The sequence below is a fragment of the Arthrobacter luteolus NBRC 107841 genome, from assembly GCF_001552075.1.
GTDB lineage: Bacteria > Actinomycetota > Actinomycetes > Actinomycetales > Micrococcaceae > Arthrobacter_B > Arthrobacter_B luteolus.
This window is the reverse complement of the sequence record NZ_BCQM01000005.1, coordinates 16947-37176: the sequence shown is the minus strand read 5'-3', so window position 1 is coordinate 37176 and position 20230 is coordinate 16947. Positions and strand designations below refer to the sequence as shown.

The following is a 20230-nucleotide window of genomic DNA, read 5'->3' as shown; positions in this document are numbered from 1 at the left end:
CGGCGCTGCCTGAGAATGGCTGGATTCCTTCGGGAGTCCAGCCATTCCCTTTTTAACCACTGCTATCCACCGGCGATGGACTGCAGGACCATCACCTCCGAGCCTGCACCGAGAATACTGTCCTGCCGGTCCAGGCCGCGGATGTCCTGGCCGTCGATGTAGATGTTCACATACCGCCGGACAGTTCCTGTCTCGTCCCGGATCCGCCGTTCCAGCACGGGATAGCGGCGCCCGATGGCGTCAAGCAGGGATCCGAGCGTCAGTCCATCGGAACCAGGGAGCGTGAGCTCCCGCTGACCTTCCGCCGTGGCGGCCAGGACTTCCGGCAGCAGGACCCGGACCTCGCCTGCAGTCATGGTCCGGTTGTCCCGAGTGTGGCAGCGCGGACGCACAGGACATCGGGAAGATTGGAAGCGACCAGGCTAAAAGTGCCCCCTTCGTCAGCGCTGGCGTAGACGTCCCCCGCCCGGGTGCCGAAGTAGACCCCTACCGGATCACCGGTATCCACCCCGGCCGCGTCACGCAGGATTGCGTTGTACTCCGCCTCCGGGAGTCCGGTGTCCTGCCGGGTCCAGGAGTCCCCGGCGTCCGTGCTGCGGTAGACGGCCAGGCGCCCGTCCGGCGGTATCCGTTCACCGTCTGCCACCAGCGGAATGGTCCAGATGGTCCCGCCGCTGCGCGGATGCGAGAGCATCACGAACCCGAAGTCCGCAGGAAGGCCGCCGGCAATCGAAATCCAGGTTTCGCCTGAATCATCGGAGCGGTACACACCGTGGTGGTTCTGCGCGTAGAGCCGCCCGGGCGTTTCGGCGTCCCGCGCCACCTTGTGCACGCACTGGCCGAACTCCGGATGAGGGTCCGGCAGGAAGTAGGCGGAAATGCCCTGATTGCGTGCCTGCCAGCTGTTCCCGCCGTCGTCGGACCGGTAGACGCCGCCGGAACTGATGGCCACATGCACCGTGTCATCCGTGGGACTTGGAAGGACAGTGTGCGCGGCGGCCCCGCCGTAGCCCGCACCCCATTCGGCACGGTGCGGGTGGTCCCACAGGCCCTGGTTCAGCTCGAAGCGGCTTCCGCCGTCGGTCGATTTCCACACCGAAATCGGTTCGCACCCGGCCCAGACGACTCCCGGTCGGTCCGCAGTATCCGGCTGGAGCTGCCAGATCCGTCCCAGCGACTCCCCGGCCGCGGCGGGGAAGGCAATGGCCCCCTCTTCCGGCTCCGACCAGGTGGCACCAAGATCGTCGGAGATCACCACTGTCGGCCCCCAGTGGGAGGAGAGCAGGCCGGCCAGGATCCGCGGCGGGGAGGTGCGGGTGTCCAGGGCAACACTGGCAACTTCATTCATCAGAAAGTACGGCCCGCTGAGCGTCCAGTCCCTGCGGTCCGGGCTGCTCGCCAGCCAGAGCCCCTTGCGCGTGCCGATGGCCAGGACAGTATCCTCCGTGTGCGTCATGGCAGACATTGGACCATTCGGCCCCGGGCTGGGCAAGGGGTATCCGGCTGCCTAACCGCAGTCATCCAGCCAACAGGGAAGGCGCCGGCGGCGCCGGATCCGCCCGCGGAAAAGAGGTTGAGAAAACCCAACCGATAGGATGAGCCGCATGGGCGCCCCCTTCGGCGCCTCCGGGAGCACCCGCCACGTGATGGCTGCTCCCGGTTATACGAAGCGGCGTGTCGAGGCGGCCCACGGGCCGCCTCCGCGCTGTGTGACACGAGGCCGAAAAGCCGGAAAGGCAGCCTTGACTGCACGAATTGCCATTATCGGAGCCGGCCCCAGCGGCATGGCCCAGCTCAGAGCGTTTGAGTCAGCGGCCCGGGAGGGCCTGGAAATCCCCGAGATTGTCTGCTTTGAGAAGCAGGACGACTGGGGAGGCCAATGGAACTACACCTGGCGCACCGGGATCGACGGGTACGGGGAACCCGTCCACTCCAGCATGTACCGCAATCTCTGGTCCAACGGGCCGAAGGAGGCCCTCGAGTTCGCCGACTACACCTTCGACGAGCACTTCGGCCGGCCCATCTCCTCCTATCCGCCGCGGGCGGTCCTCTGGGACTACATCAACGGCCGGGTCAGCAAAACGGACGTCCGGAAGTGGGTGCGCTTTGCCCACGCCGTCCGCTGGGTGAAGGAGGTCGACGGCGGCTTCGAGGTCACCGTCGAGGACCTGCGGGCTAAAACAACAACGACGGAACGCTTCGACCGCGTGGTGGTGGCCACCGGACACTTCTCCGTTCCGAACGTTCCCGACTTTGACGGCATTGAGACTTTCCCCGGCTCGCTGCGCCATGCCCACGATTTCCGTGGTGCAGAGGCGCTCGCCGGCAAGGACGTCCTGCTGGTTGGCGCCAGCTACTCCGCCGAGGACATCGGCGTGCAGGCCTTCAAGATGGGAGCGAAGTCGGTCACGATGAGCTACCGGACGGCGCCCATGGGGCTGGCCTGGCCGGACAGCATGGAGGAACTGCCGCTGCTCGAACGCTTCGAGGGTGAGACCGTGCGCTTCTCCAACGGCGAGACGCGCCGTTTCGACGCAGTGATCCTGTGCACCGGATACCTCCACAAGTATCCGTTCCTTCCCGCCGAACTCGCGCTGGATTCGCCGAACAACGTCTACCCCGAACGCCTGTACCGGGGTGTGGTGTGGGAGGGGAACCCGCACCTTTACTACTTGGGCGCCCAGGACCAGTGGTTCACCTTTAACATGTTCGATGCGCAGGCCTGGTACGTGCGGGACCTGATCCTCGGCACCGCGGAACTGCCGGGCGAGGAGGCCCGCCTGCAGCACCAGGCCGAGTGGATGGGCCGTTTCCGGGCCATCGGCACCGCTGCTGACGAGTTGCGGTTCCAGGCTGACTACATCAGCGACCTGGTAGGAGCGACGGACTATCCGGAATTCGACCTCGACCGCGTCGTGGAGGTGTTCCTCGCCTGGAAACAGGACAAGAAGGAGAACATCCTCACCTACCGCGACGGCGTGCACACCTCCGTCCTGACCGGCACCGAGTCGGTGGTCCACCACACGCCCTGGCTGAGCGAGCTGGACGACTCGCTGGAACGCTACCTGTCAGAGCCGGCCGAGGACGAGATCGCCCGGATTGTCCGTGGAAACACCGCCGCGGAGCCTGCCGGACAATAACCGGTCAGCGGAACCACCCGCGGGACGGCGCCGCCGTACCGCGGGTGGAAGGCGGGCGCGCAGCCGGCCAGATGGAAATTGCGGACCCGGTGGGCTAAGGATGGAGGAATGGTTCCTGCACCCCGGCCCTCCGAGTCCGCTTGATTTACATCGACCCGCCCCTGTGGCCTGCCCACAACACCCAGTTCTCCCACCTGGTGTCAGACACCTCGCTGGAAGAGCTGCATGACTTTGCCGCCGCCGCCGGGATTTCCCGCCGGGCCTTTGATCAGGACCACTATGACGTTCCGGCGCACCGGTACCGCGATCTGGTGGAGGCCGGTGCCGCAGCGGTCGACGGCGCCACCCTGGTCCGGGCGCTGATCGCCGGCGGGCTGCGGATACCGGCGCGAGAACGCGCCGCCTCGCTGGTGCATCCGCTGCGCCGCCGCTGGGAGGCGCTGCTCCCCGGCACCCCGGAGCTGGGTGCCGAGCTGCTGAACCGGTGGGGCGAGCCGCACCGCCGCTATCACGACCGCCGCCACCTGCTCCAAACCCTGGAAGCCCTGCACCGGCTGGGCTGCAGTGACCGTCCGGTGCTGCTGGCAGCCTGGTTCCATGATGCGGTGTACGACGGCGTGCCGGGCACGGACGAAGAGGCCTCCGCGGTCCTGGCGCAGCAGCTGCTTCCGGCTGCCGGTGTCAGCCGTCCCGAGACGGCCGAGACGGCCCGGCTGGTCAGGGTGACGGCCGGCCACGATCCGGATCCCGGGGATATCAGCGGTGCGCTGCTCAGCGACGCCGACCTGGCTGTGCTGGGCCGGGATGCGCAGGGGTATGACCGGTATGCCGCTGACATCCGGCTTGAATACCGGCACCTCGACGATGCCGCATTCCGTGCCGGCCGCCGTGCCGTCCTTGACGCGCTGCTGGGCCGGAGCCGGCTCTTCCGCACCGGCCGGGGCGAGGAACTGTGGGGAGCCGCGGCCCGCGCAAACCTGCGCCGCGAACTTGCTGCGCTCTCCGGTGCCACGGACGGAACCGGGGGATTCCGTGCCCCGCGCCGGGAAGCCGAACCGCCCCGTGGCTGAGGGCAGGGACGGATTCCCGGGCCACGAACGCGGAAGCGCCGGCTACCGGGGAGTGCTGGTGGGACTGGCCGCTGCTGGACTGGCGACCTTCGCCCAGCTCTACTCCGTGCAGGGCCTGCTGCCCGAGCTGGCCGCGGATTTCGGCATCACCGCCGCCACCGCTGCGCTCAGTGTCTCCGCCGCCACCCTGGGCCTGGCTGCCGCCGTCATCCCGTGGTCTGCGGCCGCTGACCGGTTCGGCAGGCTGCCGGTGATGCGGACGGCCATCGTGGCCGCCGTCGTTCTGGGACTGCTGGTGCCGCTGGCGCCGGACTTTCCGGCGCTCCTGCTCCTCCGCTTCGCCGAGGGCGCGGCCCTGGGCGGGATACCGGCCGTCGCCCTGGCCTACCTCAGCGAGGAGGTGAGTCCGGTGCACGCTGCCGTCGCGGCGGGAACCTACGTGTCCGGAACCACGATCGGCGGGCTGGCTGGCAGGATCGTGGCGGCGCCCGTCGGCGAATATGCCAACTGGCGCATCGGTGTGGCGGTGGTCAGCCTGCTGGCCGCGGCAGCCGCCGTCGTTTTTATGCTCGCAGCCCCTCGGCAGCGCGGGTACGAACCCCGCCGGCGGAGCGACGGCGGGCCCGGCCTGGGCGCCCGGCTGGCCGTGAACCTGCGGTCCCCGCGGCAGCTGGTGCTCTACGCCCAGGCCTTCCTGCTGATGGGCGGTTTTGTCGCCGTGTACAACTACCTTGGCTTCCGCCTCGGGATGGCGCCCTTCAATCTGCCGCAGGCGCTGGCCAGTTCCCTGTTCCTCGCCTACCTCGCCGGCACCTGGTCCTCACGGGCGGCCGGGAAGGCCGCCGGCACACTGGCCGGCGGCCGCAGGACCGTCCTGCTGGCCAGTACCGCTGTGATGGCTGCTGGCCTGGCCGTCACTCTGCTGCAGACCCTGCCGGCAGTGATCACCGGACTGGTGGTGTTCACCGCCGGGTTCTTCGGCGCGCATGCCGTTGCCTCGGGGTGGGTGCCGGTGCTGGCCGAAACGGGCCGGGCGCAGGCCTCGTCGCTGTACAACCTGGCTTACTACAGCGGATCCAGCCTGCTTGGCTGGGCCGGCGGATTCTTCTTCCAGGGCTCCGGCTGGGCGGGGCTGGCCGGATTTGTCGGCGTCCTGATGGCGCTGGCTGCCCTCCTCGCCACTGCCCTGCCAGGGGGCCGGCCACGCCTTGGCGGAGGAACCGGGCCGTGACCCGGCCAGCCGTACGCTAGAGGAGTGAAAACCAGGACTCCCGCTGCGAACCGCGGCCTCGGCCGGCAGATCCTTGCCCTCGCCCTCCCTGCCCTTGGGGCGCTGATCGCCGAACCGCTGTTCCTGCTGGCCGACGCCGCGATCGTGGGGCATCTGGGCGTGAACCAGCTGGCCGGTGTGGGCCTGGCGTCCACGGTCCTGCAGACCGCCGTCGGACTGATGGTCTTCCTTGCCTATTCGACCACCGGCACCGTGGCGCGGTACCTGGGCGGGAACCGCCACCGCGACGCCGTTGCCGCCGGACGCGACGGCATTGCCCTGGCAGTCCTGCTGGGCATCGTGCTCTCCGCCGCAGCCATCCTCCTGGCCCCCTGGCTGACCGGAGTGATGGGCGCCGAGGGAGACGTGCAGCGCTATGCCGTGGACTACCTGCGCTGGTCTGCACCCGGTCTGACCGCGATGCTGGTGGTGCTGGCCGCCACCGGCGTGCTGCGGGGCCTCCAGGACACCAAAACCCCGCTGGCCGTCGCAGTTGCCGGGTTCAGCGTCAACATCGGCCTGAACTTCCTGCTCGTCTACGGACTGGACCTCTCGGTCGCCGGCGCGGCATTGGGAACCAGCATCAGCCAGTGGGGCATGGCTGCGGTCTATCTGATCATGGTTGCGCGGATGGCCCGGCGGGAACGGGTGCCGCTGCGTCCTGCGGTCTCCGGCATCCTCGCCAGCCTCCATGTCGGGTCCTGGCTGATGCTGCGCACCCTGAGCCTGCGGATCGCGGTGCTTGCCGCCGTTTTCGTCGCCACGTCCCAGGGGCCGGTGTCCCTGGCTGCCCATCAGCTGGTTATGACGTTCTTTACGTTCCTGGCCTTCGCGCTCGATGCGCTCGCCATCGCCGCGCAGGCCATGATCGGCAAGGAGCTGGGCGCCGGGAACCGGCGGACCGTCCGTGACCTGACCCGGACGATGTCCCGGTGGGGCATCGGTTTTGGTGTGATCACCGGCGTGCTGCTGGCTGCGGCGGCGCCGTTTGTGGGCTGGATCTTCACGCCCGACACAGGTGTGCAGCAGGCACTGACGGCTGGCCTGTGGGTTCTGGCCGCTGCGCAGCCGGTCTGTGGCCTGGTGTTTGTGCTGGACGGTGTGCTGATCGGTGCCGGCGATGCGAAGTACCTGGCGCTCACCGGTGTCGTGAACCTGCTGGCCTATCTGCCGCTGCTGTGGTGGGTCCACATTTCCGGACTCGAAGGCGGCACCGGAATCGCGTGGCTGTGGGCCGCTTTTGGGCTCGGCTACATGTCAGCGCGGGCCATCACCCTCGCCTGGCGGGCCCGCGGCGACGCCTGGATGCGCACCGGTGCGGCACCCGGGAACCGGAAGGACTAAGCTAAGGATCGGCCGGACCGGCCGCCAAGCAACCTGAAAGCGGAGGCCAACCGTGGGCGTATCCCACCCCAAGGCACCTTGGGTCCCTATTCTGCTGCGTTCCGTCATTGCGGCGGTGTACGGAGCGGTGAGCATTTTCTGGCAGGAACCAACAGTGGCGGTCCTCGCCCTCGCCGGTGGCGTCTACCTGGTGCTGACCGGAGTCAGCGTCTGGCGGATGTCCGCTCTGGCCAAGGCCTCCGGGGCTGCCATGGTCCCGGCCGCACTGCTGGCCGCCGCCGCCGTCTATGCCGTGGCCGGCGTCCTGGTGGCGGTTATCCAGTCAGCGGAGGTCTTTGCCTTCACTGCCGGCGCCGCCCTGCTCATTGGCGGGGCCATCGAGCTCGTGCTCTGGTTCCGCGCCCGGAAACTGTTCGTCCCGGCCCGTGACTGGCTGATCACCGGGGTGGTGGGCATCGGGGCCGGCGTGCTGATGCCGGTCTTCCTGGGCCTGCCCGAAGCCGGCCACGTTCAGGCCCTGATCGGTGTCAGTGGCGGAGCAGCCATCATCACCGCGGTTATTCTCGCGATCTCCGGCCTGGGGCTGCGCCATGACGCCAGCCTGGCCCGGGACAGCGAGGAAGCCTCGAAGGCCGTAAACTAGAACTGACCGCGGCTTCTACCTGAGGTAGAAGTCCGCCCAATCGACAACGCAGGAGGACAGATAGTGGCGAAGAGCCAGCCCGGTGGGCCGCAGAAACGGAATTCCGTGAAAGCCCCGCTGGTTTTCTCCGCAGTCCTGGCCATCATTGCCGGCATCGCCACCATGATCTTCGCCACCGGCGGAGCAACCAAGGAACTGCGGCTCGATCTGGGCCTCACCGCAGCAGGCATCGCGTTTATTGCCTCGCTGCTGATTTCCTCGCTGCTGCTGATGACGGAGAAGCCGAACCCGGACCACCTCAGCGAGGGGTCCGGCATTCACCGCGCCTCCGCCAAAATCCCCGGCGGCGCCGGCAGTGTTGGAGCACCCGGTGCGAAGACTGCTGCCACCGATGCCCAGGCCGCCAACACGCCGCCCGCAGCACCATCCCCCGGGTCCGATGCTGCCGGGGGTCCCGCAGACCCTCCCGCCGACAAGTCATAGGATCTGCCGGGGCTAACGGGACCGGCCAGCCCAGCTAGCGCCTTCTGCGCTTCTTTCGAGACGGCCTGCTGGTGGTCTCTTCCCGCATCGGCGGTTCCTGCCCGGCCGGTCCTGGAGAGAGTGCGCCGGGTGCCTCTGGCGGCTTCTCACTGAGGAGCCGGAACAGGTCCGTTTCCTCCGCGGAGTCCAGAGCCGACGGCGGTGTCCCGCCAGCGCTTTCCGGTTCCAGGCGCAGCGAAACCCGGCGGTGCAGCACCAACGCCGCAACCGCTGCCGCTACGGTCACGGCGCTGGCCAGGGCCGCGAGGGCATTCAGATACAACCAGAAGAACATCAGCAGCGACGGGGCATCTGCGGGCAGTTGAAGCAGCCCGAACGCCGAGACTGTCCAGAAGACGATGCACACCCCGATCAGGATCCAGGCGGTGCGGGGGGACAGGGCGGAACGCAGTTTCTGCTCCATACGCTCTCCTGGAGGCAGGCGGAATGCCGTACTGCTCGACCCCATCAGTCTAAGAGCGGAGGCTCCGCTGCCGCGCCCCGGGCTGGCCGAATCGGGGCAGTCAGGCGCTGTTTGGGTCCAGCGGTGTCCCCACTCCCGTGGATACGGCAACCGTTATGGGCACCTTGCCGGGCGGCCCCCAGTGGCCAGGGGAGTCGCAGTGGCCAGCGCTGAACGGAGCCGCTCGACCTGATCCGCGGGTACGCGGGCAGTGATGCCGGTTTGTCCGCTGGAACTGAGGCTATGGAACTCCGTGCCCGCCGCGGCTCCGGTTTGGTGGACAAAGCGCAGTGCTGCCTGCAGGTCCGCCGCGGAGAAGGCTGCCTCCACCGGGATGGCTCCGGCGGCGCGGATGGCCTCAAAGAAGGACGTGTCCGTAACCGCCACGTGCAGACGGCCGTCAGCGACCCAGGCATCGGTATACGCAGCGCCGAGGAGCGCCTTGAGGATCTCGTTGGTCTCTACCAGGTCCGGCATACCGTCCTCCGTGTGTGATTCTCCAACCCCGCAGGGGCTTGCCTGCAGCGGCCCCGTGCCAGTATTTGCCTGCGCTGGTGATCGTGCCAGACGGAAAACGGTCCGGGTTCCGCATCAGGGCGGATCCCGGACCGTTCTGCCAGCGGGCCAGCGGGCTAGCGGGCCAGCGGGCTAGCGGGCTAGCGGGCCAGCGGGCTAGCGGGCTAGCGGGTGCTGCTGCGGCGTCGGCGGCTGATGCCTACGCCTGCTGCTCCGCCCAGAAGCAGGATTCCTGCGGCGGAAAGCAGTGCGGTGGTGCCGCCTGCTCCCGTGCTGGGAAGCTTGCCGGCCGGATTCGGGTTGGCCACGCCGGCAACCTGGAGTGCCGTGACGCTGATGGTCACAGCCGCCTCTGCTGATCCGATGCCGTCGAGTTCCTGGGTGGCGGTGACAACGTACTCACCGGCGGCCCAGGTTCCCAGTTCCACGGTCCAGTTGCCGTCTGCGTCCACTACGGCCACGGGATAAGCGTCACCTACGGTCAACGTAAGCGTTGCACCCGGAACACCGGTGCCGGAGATGGTCTCCGGAGCGGTGGCTTCCGTGAACACTTCACCGTTGCGCAGAGACGTGATGGCCGGAGCCGGGTAGATTACGCTGAAGGACGTGGTGACCACCGGAGAAGCGGCCTTCCCTGTGACGCCGTCCTGACTGGCTGACACCGAGTACGCACCTTGGGACAGCGCCTCATCCAACTGAACCGAGAAGGCTCCCTTTGCGTCAGCCTTAGCCGTCACAACCTGCGGGTCGGTGGCTGCCAGTGCCCGTGCTTCGGCTGCGCCCTCCCCGGCAGCCGCGGGAGCGACCTCCAGGGTTACGGTCGCCTCAGGATCGGCGAGCCCTTCGATCGTCCGCAGCTCGTTCACCACGGACGCCCCGTCAGCGGGGTTGGTCAGGACCGGACCGGCCAGCGCAGAGTGCTTGACCGTCACTGAGTACGTGGTGGTCTCCGACTTGTTGAAGCCGACCACTGCAGTGGCAGTGATTTTGGCGGTAGCTCCGTCGGCGACGGTGCGGGGAACCTTCATGGACCAGGTGCCGTCTGCAGCTGCCGGTATGTCGCTGGTGCCGCCGTTCACGGTGACCTTGACGGTTGAGCCGGCCGGCGCGGTGCCGGTCAGCACCTGATCGGTTTCCACCGTCTGGCCATTTTTGATGTTGAGTTCCGGTGCCGCGAGATACAGGGCCACGCTGTAGCCGCCGGTGACGGAGAGGGCGGACGTCAGATCCGCGGCGCCTACCAAGTTGTAGAAGCCATCTTCATCCGGTTGATTGAACCCGCTGCTGACCAGTCCCAAGGCCGTGCTGCCAGAGATGACGGATCCACCGGAGTCTCCTTGCTTGGCTTTAACGGTGGAGACAAATCCTTGGACAATACGCCCATCCTCGTTTTCGGGGGTGCTGTTCTGGCCTGCAACCGCGAAGACCGTATTAGCCTTGAGTACGGTTCCGCACTCCCAGCCGCTGGTTACGCCGGAGCGGCAGATCGGCAGGCCGGCGATGGCCGTTCCGGTGCCGGTGATCCGCGTAGTGGTCTCCGAGAGCGTACCGTCAGTCCACTGGGTTACTTCCGGCAGTAGATCCAGGTCCTTGTTGATGCCGTCAATGACAGCAACGTCAGTGCCGGGAACATCCGGGACGTTGCCAGGTCCACCGAAGGTGGAGGTGCCGACGGTGCCCAGCTCAGTGGTGATATTAGTGGTGCCGTCCGTCGGATACAGGTACGTGTCCTTGACGGTGCCGTCACCGGTGCAATGCCCAGCCGAGATCACCGCAGGCTCGCCTGTTGGGTTCCAGCCGTTGAAACCGACAGAGCAGACACTATATCCCCGACCGGTGTCGCCGAGGTATCCCTGGCCGCCGTAGACGTTTTCAAGGGGTGTTCCGGGACCGCCACCCTTGGTAATCTCAGTCTTGACGTTCGTGTACTCATCAGCGAAGTCTTTCGGCGTGGGTGCCGAAGAGTCTTTCTGCGGGCCCGGCGCTGATACCGTGCTGGGTTCACCCGGGTTTTCGACGCTAATCGTAAAGCCGTCCTGGTCGAGAGCGATGTACTGGAGTCCTTCCACACCCACGCTGGCAATGTAGTCGCGAGCCAGGGCAGTCAGGTCGGTTGCGGTGCGGGTCGCTTCAGTGGTTGCTGTGGCTGACGCTTCATTGGAAGGCTTAGGTGCGGGCTCGGTTGAAGGGGCCGGGGTCCCGGTGGGAGCGGGGGAGGCAGGAGTGCTGCTGCCATCCACAGCCTGCTCGGCGTCAGGTTTTTCTTCGGCTGGCTTTTCCGTGGCTGCCGGTGCCTCGAGCCGGGCGCCCAGCTCCTTGGCCAGTGCTTCCAGTGCCGTACCGGATCCGTAGACGACGATTTCCCCGTCTTCCAGGGCCAGTCCGGTGAAGCCCTCGGTGGTTTGGAGCCGCGGCAGTGCGGCGGCGGCACGCTGGCCGAGTTCACCGGATTCGCGGAACTGTTCCTCGGTGAGGCCGAGGTCCCGCTGCAGTGCTTCGGCGAGACCGGGGGGCAGGGCCCCGGCGGTTTCCGCGGTTCCTGCAGTCTCCGGGGCTGTGGCCAGCCGGGATGCAGCCGGCTCCTTTTGATCGCCGGCGCCGGGTGCAGCCTGGGCCGGCACACCGATCAAGGCGCCTCCGACCACCAGGGCGGCGGTGACGGCCACGGCGCGTGCCGGACCGGACCGTACTAGTGACGTTCTCCTCATTGAATACCCCCATCAGACGTGAGCCACGCTCATGCTGCCCGGGGCGTGCGTCTTGCTGGACCAGCGCCGGGAATCCGAGACTTAGTTGGCATTCCGGAGACATAGAAGGGTCCCGGAACTGCCCGGAGCTTAGCGGGTAAATGCGCTTCTGGCAATTCGTAAGGTTACTTTGTGTCCATCAGGGAAGAGGACTGCCGCAGACGGTACGCCCGGACGTTTTCGCGGTTGCCGCAGTTTCCTGTTCCGCAGTATCTGCGGGAGCGGTTGCGGGAGAGGTCAATGAGCACATCGCTGCAGTCGGAAGCCGCACACACCCGAAGCCGTTCCAGTTCCCGTGCGCGGACGACGTCGGCAAGCGCCATGGCTGCCTCCGTCGCCATCCGGTCAGCCAGGGCAGCCTCCGGGGGAGTGCAGTGCAGGTGCCAGTCCCAGCCGTCATGCCGGACCAGCTGGGGCAGCGCGCGGGAGGTGCGCAGGAGCCGGTTGATGCCTTCAACCAGGGCTTCTTCGCCGGCAGCCCAAAGGTCCCGCAGGGTTTCGCGGAGCCGGAGCACCGCCTTCAGCTCCGCGGCGGTGTGGGTCCGGGACCCGGAGAAGCCCTCCTGGTCCAGGAACCGGGTAAGGCCGGCGTCACCGGAGAGCGGATCGGGGTCCTCGGAAGCAGTGTTCACAAGAGCCGCAGCACTGGCCAGTGCCACTTCAGTGTCATAAGTGAAAACCATCTTGACTCCTGACATAGACCACCTTAGTGTCACAAGCATAGGCCCATTTAGCTCGTGACAAGCTTTTGATCTGCTCGTGACACTGCTCGTGACACTGCTCGTGACACTGTCCATGGGGGCGGGCCGTCTTCCTCGAAAGGTCCGTCATGGAAAAGTCCACATCCGCGGCACGTCCGCTCCCGCCCGCTGCGGCCGCCGGAGCCTCCGGGATCCTGATCGCCCTCCTTTCCTCCGCCGTCTTTGGCCTCTCCGGATCGTTCGCCAAGTCGCTGATGGAGGCCGGCTGGACGCCCGCCACCGCCGTCGCCTTCCGCATGGGCGGAGCCGCCCTGGTACTGCTGGTCCCGGCCCTCATCGCCCTTCACGGCCGCTGGTACCAGGTCCGGCAGAACTGGAAGACCATTGGGCTGTTCGGCTTGGTGGGCGTTGCCGGTTGCCAGTTTTTCTACTTCAATGCCGTGGAACGCCTCTCCGTCGGCGTGGCCCTGCTGCTGGAATTCCTGGCGCCGGTGCTGATGGTGCTGTGGATGTGGTTCCGCAGCCGCCGCCGCCCCGGGACCGCCACCATCCTCGGTGCCGCGGCCGCCGTCGTCGGGCTGGTCCTGGTGCTTGACCTGGGTGGTGACCTGCGGGTTGATCCCCTCGGCGTCGCGTGGGGCCTGGCAGCCGCCGTCTGCCTGGCGATGTACTTCTTTATTACCGCCAAGCAGAACGACACGCTTCCGCCACTGGTGCTGACCACCGGCGGGCTGCTGGTTGGTGCCGGAACCATGCTGCTGCTCGGCCTGACGGGGCTCCTGCCCACCGGCTTCAGCACGGCGGATGTGGAACTGGCCGGCTGGGTGACCCGCTGGTGGGTTCCGCTGATAGGCCTGGTGCTGCTTTCCACCGTGCTGGCCTACGTCACCGGCATCATCGCCGCCCGCGCGCTCGGGCCGCGGATTGCCTCTTTCGTCTCCCTCACCGAGGTGCTTTTTGCCGTGCTGTGGGCGTGGCTGCTCCTCTCTGAACTGCCCCGCACCATCCAGCTGCTCGGCGGCGCCCTGATCGTCACCGGGCTGGTCCTGGTCCGGTCGGACAAGCACACGGACCTGCCGGATGTCGGAGCGGAAGCCGGGCCAGGCGCAGCGCCGGATCAAATATCCGTCCGGCGGCGATCCTAGGTTCCGTTTCCGGTAGGCTCACCGGCAACGAAAGCGGCTCAAAGACCAACGGGGGAACCGTGAAGACTGACCATGCTGGGATGGCTGGGATGGCTGGGATGGCTGGGATGGCTGGGATCCGGCGGGGAACCGCCGGCAACGGCGCAGCCACGCACCGGACGACGCCGGCAGGCACCGCATGAGCCGCAGCGCAGCTAAAACCGCGCCGCGGTCCCGGTGGTTGAAGCTGGTGTGGATGGTGCCCGCAGCGCTCCTGGTCCTTGCCGGCGTCGTCCTGGCTGCCCGCTGGCTCCGGGACACCCCCGCACTGCAGGATTTCCTCGCCCAGTACCCGGGGTCCACCGCTCTGCCGGGCGGTGCTCCGGTGGGGATACCGGCATGGGTCGGGTGGCAGCATTTCCTCAATTCGCTGCTCATCCTGCTGATTGTGCGCTCCGGCTGGCTGATCCGGACCCGACAGCGGCCGGTGGGGTCCTGGACCCGGAACAACAAGGGACTGATCCGCACCCGGAACCAGCCGAAGAAGATGAGCCTGGATCTGTGGTTCCACCTCAGCCTGGACGTCCTCTGGGTCCTGAACGGTCTGATCTTCTACGTCCTGATCTTCGCCACCGGCCACTGGATGCGGCTGGTGCCCACAAGCTGGGATGTGTTCCCCAACGCCGCCTCCACCGCACTGCAGTACGCGTCGCTGGAGTGGCCGACGGAAAACGGCTGGGTGAACTACAACAGCCTGCAGCTGCTCTCCTACTTCGCGGTCGTGTTTATTGCCGCCCCGCTGGCCATCATCTCCGGACTGCGGATGTCTCCGTCCTGGCCGGCCAAATCCCGGATCAACCGCTACTTCCGCATCGAAACCGCGCGGGCAGTGCACTTCCCCGTGATGCTCTTTTTTGTGCTGTTCATCATCGTCCACGTCACGCTGGTGCTCACCACAGGCGCGCTGCGGAACCTGAACCACATGTACGCGGCCTCAGACGGGACCGGCTGGACCGGTTTCTGGTTCTTCGCGGCCTCGGTGGTGCTGATGGTGGTGGCCTGGGTTGCTGCCCGGCCGGTGTTCCTCCGTCCAGTCGCCGGGCTGATGGGGAAGGTCGGCCGCTAGGGTCCCGGATGCGTCCGAAAGGAGCCTAGGCGTCCAGGGCGTCCGCCTGCGCTTCACCGGCTCCCTGCCGGGCTGGCTGCGCCGGTCGTGTCGGCTCTACCTGGATTTCGCGTTTGAGGATCTTGCCGGTCGGGCCCTTGGGCAGCTCGCCGGTGAACACAATCCGGCGGGGGTATTTGTACGCTGCCAGGCGGTCCTTGGCGAACTCAAGGATTTCGGCAGCCAGCGCCTCCCGGCCGGTGTCGTCCTGCGGAACCGCCTCCTCCTTGAGTCCGATGACGGCTGCAACTTCCTCGCCGTTGAGCTCATCCGGCACCCCGACGACGGCGGCCTCCGCAACCGCGGGATGTTCGTACAGGATCTCCTCCACCTCGCGCGGATACACGTTGTAGCCGCCGCGCAGGATCATGTCCTTCTTCCGGTCGACGATGTAGATGTTGCCTTCCTCATCGAACCGGGCGAGGTCACCGGTGCGGAACCAGCCATCCGGAATGGCAGCAGCCGTGGCCTCGGGATTGTTCCAGTACTCCTTCATCACGCCGAGTCCGCGGACCGAGAGCTCACCGATGCTGCCGACCGGCACGTCGTGGCCGGCGTCGTCGAGCATCCGCACCTCCATCCCGTAGACGGGCCTGCCAATGGAGCCGGGACGGCGCTCGCCGCCGGGAAGGTTGAAGGACACGATCGGAGAGGTTTCGGACAGGCCGTAGCCTTCCAGCAGCTCCGCGCCAAACACGTCCTCAAACTCCCGGAGGACCTCCAGTGGCATCGCTGCCCCGCCGGTAATGGCCTGGCGCAGGGAGGTGAGGTTCCTGGTTGCCACGGCCGGGTGGCGCAGCATGCCGATATACATGGTGGGCACCCCCTCAAAGAGCGTCACCGCGTCACGCTCGATGATGTCCAGTGCCTGCCCGGCGTCGAACCGGGGGAGCAGGCTGATGGCGGCACCGGCCAGCACGGCTGCGTTCAGGGCGGCGGTCTGCCCGAAGACGTGGAAGAAGGGCAGGCCGCCGAAGATCACGTCCGATTCCTTGATGCCCACCAGATCCCGGGCCACCTCGGCGTTGCTGCGCAGGTTATTGTGCGTCAGTGCCGCACCCTTGGGCCGGCCGGTGGTGCCGGAGGTGTAGAGCACGACGGCGACGTCCCCGCCGTCGACCTCCGTCACCGCGTCGTCCGCGTCGGTGTCCGCCAGCAGCTGCCGGAAGCTGCCCGCGTTAACCGGGATCACGTCCACCCCGCCGGCTTCCTCGGCCCCTGCAGAGGCTTCCGGAAGCATCAGTTCAAAGGCAAACAGCAGGGCCGCACCGGAATCCTGCAGCGTGTAGGCCACCTCGCGGGCCTTGAGCAGGGGATTCATCGGTACGACGACGGCTCCGTAGCGCAGCACTCCGTAATAGACCGATGCCATCGGGGGGATGTTGGGCATCATGAGTGCCACCCGGTCCCCGCGCTGCACGCCGCGGGCGCGCAGGAGGCCGGCCACCTTGGCGCTCATCGCGTTCAGCATCGAATAGCTGATCACTGTGTCATCGAGTTTCAGGGCGGTGTTTCCGGGTGCGCGGGCAGCGGTGTCGGTCAGGATTCCGGCGAGGTTGGGCACGGGTGATCTCCTTTGATCAGGGGCCAGCTTTGGCTGCGGTGCACCCGAGGTTACACAGCCTGCGGACGGATGTGAACGCCCGCAGCCGGATTGAAGACGGTGCCCGGAGCGTCCCTAATAGCCAAGTTCCTCGCGCAGGTTCGTGAGCTGGTGGGAGGATTCCACGGCGAGTTCCCGGTCCACGGAGGCCAGTGCCTGCACCAGAATGTCGCTGACAATGATGGAAAGCAGCGCCTCGCTGGTCATGCCGGTGGGCGTGTGGGGTGCCAGCAGAAGCACGCTCGCGCGGGCACCCAGGCGGGAGTCCGGCTCGTCGGTCACCAGGATGGCGGCCGCGCCGACGGTGGCAGCACGCTGCATCAGCACTTCCGCGTCCCGCGTCACCCGGCCGGGGGCGAAGACCACCACCACGTCCTTGCCGCGCAGCTGCAGGAGATCGTCCGCCAGCCGGAATCCGTCATTGGCGACGGCCCGCGCGCTGCGTCCAATGCGGTTGAGCCGAAGGGCCAGATTGGAGGCCGCGATTCCGGACGTACCGATCCCGTAGGTCAGGATGAGCTCCCCGCGCATAAGAAGCTCCACGGCGGCGGCGAGGTTGTCCAGCTGGGCCGTCTGCGCCCCGAGGGCGATGCGGTCTGACGCCTCAGCCCAGACGCGGTCTGAGATGTCGGCCAGCCCCGCACCCATGTGGTCGATGCGCTGCTGAAGCCGGACCTCGGGCGCCACGCTGGAGCCGAACACTGTGGCGATGTCCCGTTTGAGTTCCTGCAGGCCCGCGTAACCCAGGGACTGAACCGTCCGCACCACCGTGGCGCTGCTGGTGCCGCTGTCCGCACCCAGCTCCTGCGCGCTGGCGTACAGCAGCCGCTCGGGGCTGCAGTTGGCCAGGAAAGTGCCGACAGTGCGCTCGGCCCGCGACAGATCCGCCCAGAGATTGCGGACCCGCATGCGCAGCTGGGTCAGCCCCGAGTTGGTTGTAACTTCTGTTACTTCCGTCACGGTCTGTGTATCATTCATTCCAAGATGTGAATCCACGTAACGGTCCATCCCGTATCGTCCAATTTTTGTAACACATTGTAACGGCTTGCAGGTGCCGTTCGGAAGGCAGGCAGTACACATGAGTCGCTCCGCACTGCGGGTTATTGAAGTCTCGGGCAGTCCCTTCGAACGGGGCAGGCAGTACGGCGCCGCTGCGGAAGACCTGATTACCCGCTCGATCGGCTATTACAGCGAAGCCCTCGCAGCCCAGACGGGACTCACCTGGGACCAGCTGCGCGCCAAGGCCCGGGGCTGGCTTGAGCTGTGCACCTCCACCGCCCCGGACCTGATGGAGGAGGTGGAAGGCCTCGCGGCAGGCAGCGGCAGGGATGTCCTGGACATCATGGTGCTCAATGTCCGCGGCGAGATCATTTACGACGCCGGTGCGACACCGCCGGCCCCTGTGCCCGAGGAACGCGACGACGTCGACGGGTGCACCACGTTCGTCCTCACCGACGGCGCCGCAGGCGACGGCCATATGTACGTCGGACAGAACTGGGACTGGCGCTACGGCACCCAGGAAACCGCCGTCATCCTGCGCGTGGTCCAGGACCCGCTGCCAACTGTCATCATGCAGGCGGAGGCAGGCCAGATCGGCCGCCAGGGAGCCAACTCAGCGGGCATTGCGTTGAACGCCAACGGCCTTGGCGGGCGCTTCGGCGGAGGGCTCGGGCTGCCCCAGACGTTCATCCGCCGGCTGGTGCTGAACCAGGCGGAGCTTCCCGATGCGCTCAACGTGCTGTTCCGCACCAAACCTCACATTGCGAGCAACGCCGTGCTCTCCCACTCATCCGGGTTCGCCATCGACGTGGAAACAACCCCCAGCCGAAACGGATGGATGTACCCCCAGGACGGGCTGCTGGTACACGGGAACCACTACCAGGCCTTTATCCCTCCGCAGCTCGCCGAGAGCTACCGGCCGGTCTCGGTCGACTCCCTTTTCCGCGTTCCCCAGGCCCAGCGTGGCCTGGAAAAAGTCCGCAGCGCCGCCTCCACCGAGGAAGCCAGGAAACTCATCCGCACGGCGATGTCCGATCACCTCGGATTCCCCGAGTCGGTCTGCACCCACCCCGATACCCGGCGGCCGGCCAGCCGCCAGTGGTCCACGATCCTCTCCAGCTGTGTGGACCTCACCACCGGGGAGTACCTCGTTACCAACGGGACGCCCTGTGACCACAGCTACGAACTGATGCCCTGGAACGTCTTTGACGGCCCGGGGTCCGCACACGAATCCATGACCGCCCCTTCCCTGATGGAGATCACCGAATGAATGCGTTTGTTTCACCGTCCCGGATCCGCCCGCGCCAAGCCGTCCTCAGCGCCACCGTCCTTCTAGCCCTGGGACTTTCCGGCTGTGCCGGGGCGCCAGCCTCGGAGGAACCCGCCGGAACCGGCGTTCCCTTCGGCCCGACCACCGCGGCGGCAGCCACCGGAACAGAGTCCGTTACCTGGATGCTGCCGCAGGAACCGGCAACCTTCGACCTGGACGTCGACAGCGGAACGGCGGAGAACACCATCCTCTCCAACGTCTGCGAACGCCTGATGCAGGTGCAGCCTGACCTGACCACCGTGCCGCATCTGGCCGAGGCCGCGGAGTGGACCAGCGACACCACCGTGGTGTTCACCCTCCGCCCGGACGTCACCTTCCACGACGGAACAGCCATGACGGCGGAGGACGTGCTTTGGAGCATGCAGCGCCACGCGGCCGAGGGCGCTGACGAGTCCGACGAGTACGCGAACGTCACGGACATGGCCATGACCGGTGAGAACGAGATCACCGTGACGCTCAAACAGCGGGATGCGATCTTCCTGCAGGCGATGGCCGGCAACGGCGGAATCGTGCTGAACCGTAAGGTCGTGGAGGCCCAGGGTGCGGCCTACGGGACGCCGTCCAGCCCCGATGCCTGCTCAGGACCGCTTCAGTTGGAAAGCTGGACCTCCGGTTCCAGTGTGACCCTGGCCAAGACGGCGGACTACTGGGACGCTGAAAACGCCTCCCTGGCCGGTTCCGTCACCTTCAAATGGGCCGACGAAAACGCGATCGTTAATTCGCTGACCAGCGGAGACGCACAGGGCGCCTACCTGGACAGCCCGGCCTCGGCCGTTCCGCTGCAGAAGAGCGGAAACGTGACGGTTGCCCAGGGTCCTGCCACCAATGTGTGGTCGCTGATGGCAACGGAGCGTGGTTTGCTCAAGGACGAAAAGATCCGGCAGGCACTTTCCCTGGCGATGAACCGGCAGGGAATCGCTGACGCAGCTTTCGGCGGCCTGGCCCAGCCATGGAAGACACCGGTTGGATCCGGTGCCTGGGGATATGAGCGTGAAACCTTCTCTGATGCCTACGACGCCCTGGCAGGCGCTCCGGCCAGCCCTTCCGAGGATGACCTGGCGCAGGCCCGGAAGCTCGTGGAAGAGGCCGGCTCACCGGCGGAACCACTCATCGTTGCCAACAGCGGCGACTCGATCCGGAACGTGGTCTCCAGCGCCGTGGTGGCAGCAGCGGAATCGATTGGCCTGAAGGCTGAAATCATCACCATCCCCCGCCAGCAGTACGGGGACTTCTACTCGGATGCCGAACTGCGGGCCCAGGCCGACCTGTTCTCCGATGAGTACTACATCTCCAAGAATGACCCCGTTGGCTTCTACAAAAACGGTGCTTCAACCGCCAAGGTGAACTTTGTGCAGTTCTCCGGTGAGGGGTACGACGAGGCCGTCAAGGAAGCACAGGCCACCACCGATGACGCCGCGCGCGCCGCGCTGGCGATCGGACTCCAGGAGCAGTGGGTCGAAGCAGCCGTATGGGTCCCGGTTGTCCAGACACCCACCACCCTCGCGCTCGCCGACACAGTCACGGGAGCACCGTCGTCGGCTGCGTTCCTGTACTACCCGTGGGCGGCCGACATCGGCAGCACCAAGAAGTAGG

At 66.8% G+C, this 20230-nt stretch carries 18 protein-coding genes; 10 read left to right on the top strand and 8 right to left on the bottom strand.

The window, feature by feature from the left end; genetic code table 11:
* Positions 1-62 precede the first annotated feature (62 nt).
* Both AL3_RS10415 and AL3_RS10410 read right to left on the bottom strand, forming a co-directional pair.
* Complete coding sequence (locus AL3_RS10415; RefSeq protein ID WP_066300347.1) at positions 63-356, bottom strand: MoaD/ThiS family protein; 294 nt, start codon at positions 354-356, stop codon at positions 63-65.
* The gene (locus AL3_RS10410; RefSeq protein WP_066300344.1) at positions 353-1465 is read right to left on the bottom strand and encodes a WD40/YVTN/BNR-like repeat-containing protein; all 1113 of its coding nucleotides are present in this window, start codon (positions 1463-1465) and stop codon (positions 353-355) included. Before AL3_RS10410 ends, AL3_RS10415 begins: the two co-directional genes overlap by 4 nt.
* 277 nt (positions 1466-1742) lie before the next feature.
* On the opposite strand from AL3_RS10410, the gene AL3_RS10405 reads away from it, so the two are divergent.
* From AL3_RS10405 to AL3_RS10380, 6 genes are all read left to right on the top strand, one after another.
* Positions 1743-3140 (top strand): trimethylamine monooxygenase, encoded by a 1398-nt coding sequence (locus tag AL3_RS10405; RefSeq protein WP_246168369.1) that lies wholly within the window; start codon positions 1743-1745, stop codon positions 3138-3140.
* A 140-nt stretch (positions 3141-3280) separates the two neighbouring features.
* Complete coding sequence (locus AL3_RS10400) at positions 3281-4210, top strand: DUF4031 domain-containing protein (protein WP_066300341.1); 930 nt, start codon at positions 3281-3283, stop codon at positions 4208-4210.
* Positions 4203-5441, top strand: a complete 1239-nt coding sequence (locus AL3_RS10395) for an MFS transporter (RefSeq protein WP_066301005.1) — start codon at positions 4203-4205, stop codon at positions 5439-5441. The genes AL3_RS10400 and AL3_RS10395 overlap by 8 nt, the downstream gene beginning before the upstream one ends.
* Positions 5442-5465: 24 nt before the next feature.
* Positions 5466-6824, top strand: coding sequence for an MATE family efflux transporter (locus AL3_RS10390; RefSeq protein WP_066300338.1), 1359 nt, complete (start codon positions 5466-5468; stop codon positions 6822-6824).
* Positions 6825-6876: 52 nt separating this feature from the next.
* On the top strand, positions 6877-7467 hold the full coding sequence (locus AL3_RS10385) for a hypothetical protein (RefSeq protein WP_066300336.1): 591 nt from the start codon (positions 6877-6879) through the stop codon (positions 7465-7467).
* A gap of 63 nt (positions 7468-7530) precedes the next feature.
* Positions 7531-7950 (top strand): hypothetical protein, encoded by a 420-nt coding sequence (locus tag AL3_RS10380; protein WP_174522135.1) that lies wholly within the window; start codon positions 7531-7533, stop codon positions 7948-7950.
* A gap of 34 nt (positions 7951-7984) precedes the next feature.
* On the opposite strand, the gene AL3_RS10375 is transcribed toward AL3_RS10380, so the two are convergent.
* From AL3_RS10375 to AL3_RS10360, 4 genes are all read right to left on the bottom strand, one after another.
* Positions 7985-8413 carry a hypothetical protein gene (locus AL3_RS10375; protein WP_066300334.1) on the bottom strand — a complete coding sequence of 143 codons (429 nt, stop codon included), beginning with the start codon at positions 8411-8413 and terminating at the stop codon, positions 7985-7987.
* A 153-nt stretch (positions 8414-8566) separates the two neighbouring features.
* Positions 8567-8929, bottom strand: a complete 363-nt coding sequence (locus AL3_RS10370) for a hypothetical protein (protein WP_066300322.1) — start codon at positions 8927-8929, stop codon at positions 8567-8569.
* 203 nt (positions 8930-9132) lie between these two features.
* Positions 9133-11676 (bottom strand): trypsin-like serine protease, encoded by a 2544-nt coding sequence (locus tag AL3_RS10365; protein WP_151723849.1) that lies wholly within the window; start codon positions 11674-11676, stop codon positions 9133-9135.
* A gap of 164 nt (positions 11677-11840) precedes the next feature.
* Positions 11841-12398 (bottom strand): CGNR zinc finger domain-containing protein, encoded by a 558-nt coding sequence (locus AL3_RS10360; protein WP_066300314.1) that lies wholly within the window; start codon positions 12396-12398, stop codon positions 11841-11843.
* Between the two features lie 146 nt (positions 12399-12544).
* Between AL3_RS10360 and AL3_RS10355 the strand changes: the two genes are divergently transcribed.
* Together AL3_RS10355 and AL3_RS10350 are read left to right on the top strand one after the other, a co-directional pair.
* Positions 12545-13561, top strand: a complete 1017-nt coding sequence (locus tag AL3_RS10355; RefSeq protein ID WP_174522134.1) for an EamA family transporter — start codon at positions 12545-12547, stop codon at positions 13559-13561.
* 178 nt (positions 13562-13739) lie between these two features.
* Positions 13740-14666: a cytochrome b/b6 domain-containing protein gene (locus AL3_RS10350; RefSeq protein ID WP_066300312.1), complete on the top strand. Its 927-nt coding sequence runs from the start codon at positions 13740-13742 to the stop codon at positions 14664-14666.
* 25 nt (positions 14667-14691) lie between these two features.
* Here AL3_RS10350 and AL3_RS10345 read toward each other — a convergent pair whose 3' ends face one another.
* Positions 14692-16269, bottom strand: coding sequence for a long-chain-fatty-acid--CoA ligase (locus AL3_RS10345; RefSeq protein WP_066300307.1), 1578 nt, complete (start codon positions 16267-16269; stop codon positions 14692-14694).
* A gap of 114 nt (positions 16270-16383) precedes the next feature.
* Positions 16384-17268 carry a MurR/RpiR family transcriptional regulator gene (locus AL3_RS10340; RefSeq protein ID WP_246168370.1) on the bottom strand — a complete coding sequence of 295 codons (885 nt, stop codon included), beginning with the start codon at positions 17266-17268 and terminating at the stop codon, positions 16384-16386.
* Positions 17269-17386: 118 nt separating this feature from the next.
* Between AL3_RS10340 and AL3_RS10335 the strand changes: the two genes are divergently transcribed.
* Together AL3_RS10335 and AL3_RS10330 are read left to right on the top strand one after the other, a co-directional pair.
* A complete protein-coding gene (locus AL3_RS10335) occupies positions 17387-18577 on the top strand; it encodes a C45 family autoproteolytic acyltransferase/hydrolase (protein WP_066300305.1) in 1191 nt (396 codons plus the stop codon).
* Positions 18574-20229 (top strand): ABC transporter substrate-binding protein, encoded by a 1656-nt coding sequence (locus AL3_RS10330; RefSeq protein ID WP_083521667.1) that lies wholly within the window; start codon positions 18574-18576, stop codon positions 20227-20229. Before AL3_RS10335 ends, AL3_RS10330 begins: the two co-directional genes overlap by 4 nt.
* The last annotated feature ends 1 nt before the right edge of the window (position 20230 follow it).

Excerpts from the sequence above, each read along its gene's own strand:
- AL3_RS10415 (WP_066300347.1), bottom strand. The coding sequence starts at position 356 with ATGACTGCAGGCGAGGTCCGGGTCCTGCTGCCGGAAGTCCTGGCCGCC.
- AL3_RS10410 (WP_066300344.1), bottom strand. The coding sequence starts at position 1,465 with ATGTCTGCCATGACGCACACGGAGGATACTGTCCTGGCCATCGGCACG.
- AL3_RS10375 (WP_066300334.1), bottom strand. The coding sequence starts at position 8,413 with ATGGAGCAGAAACTGCGTTCCGCCCTGTCCCCCCGCACCGCCTGGATC.
- AL3_RS10370 (WP_066300322.1), bottom strand. The coding sequence starts at position 8,929 with ATGCCGGACCTGGTAGAGACCAACGAGATCCTCAAGGCGCTCCTCGGC.
- AL3_RS10365 (WP_151723849.1), bottom strand. The coding sequence starts at position 11,676 with ATGAGGAGAACGTCACTAGTACGGTCCGGTCCGGCACGCGCCGTGGCC.
- AL3_RS10360 (WP_066300314.1), bottom strand. The coding sequence starts at position 12,398 with ATGGTTTTCACTTATGACACTGAAGTGGCACTGGCCAGTGCTGCGGCT.
- AL3_RS10355 (WP_174522134.1), top strand. The coding sequence starts at position 12,545 with ATGGAAAAGTCCACATCCGCGGCACGTCCGCTCCCGCCCGCTGCGGCC.
- AL3_RS10350 (WP_066300312.1), top strand. The coding sequence starts at position 13,740 with ATGAGCCGCAGCGCAGCTAAAACCGCGCCGCGGTCCCGGTGGTTGAAG.
- AL3_RS10335 (WP_066300305.1), top strand. The coding sequence starts at position 17,387 with ATGAGTCGCTCCGCACTGCGGGTTATTGAAGTCTCGGGCAGTCCCTTC.
- AL3_RS10330 (WP_083521667.1), top strand. The coding sequence starts at position 18,574 with ATGAATGCGTTTGTTTCACCGTCCCGGATCCGCCCGCGCCAAGCCGTC.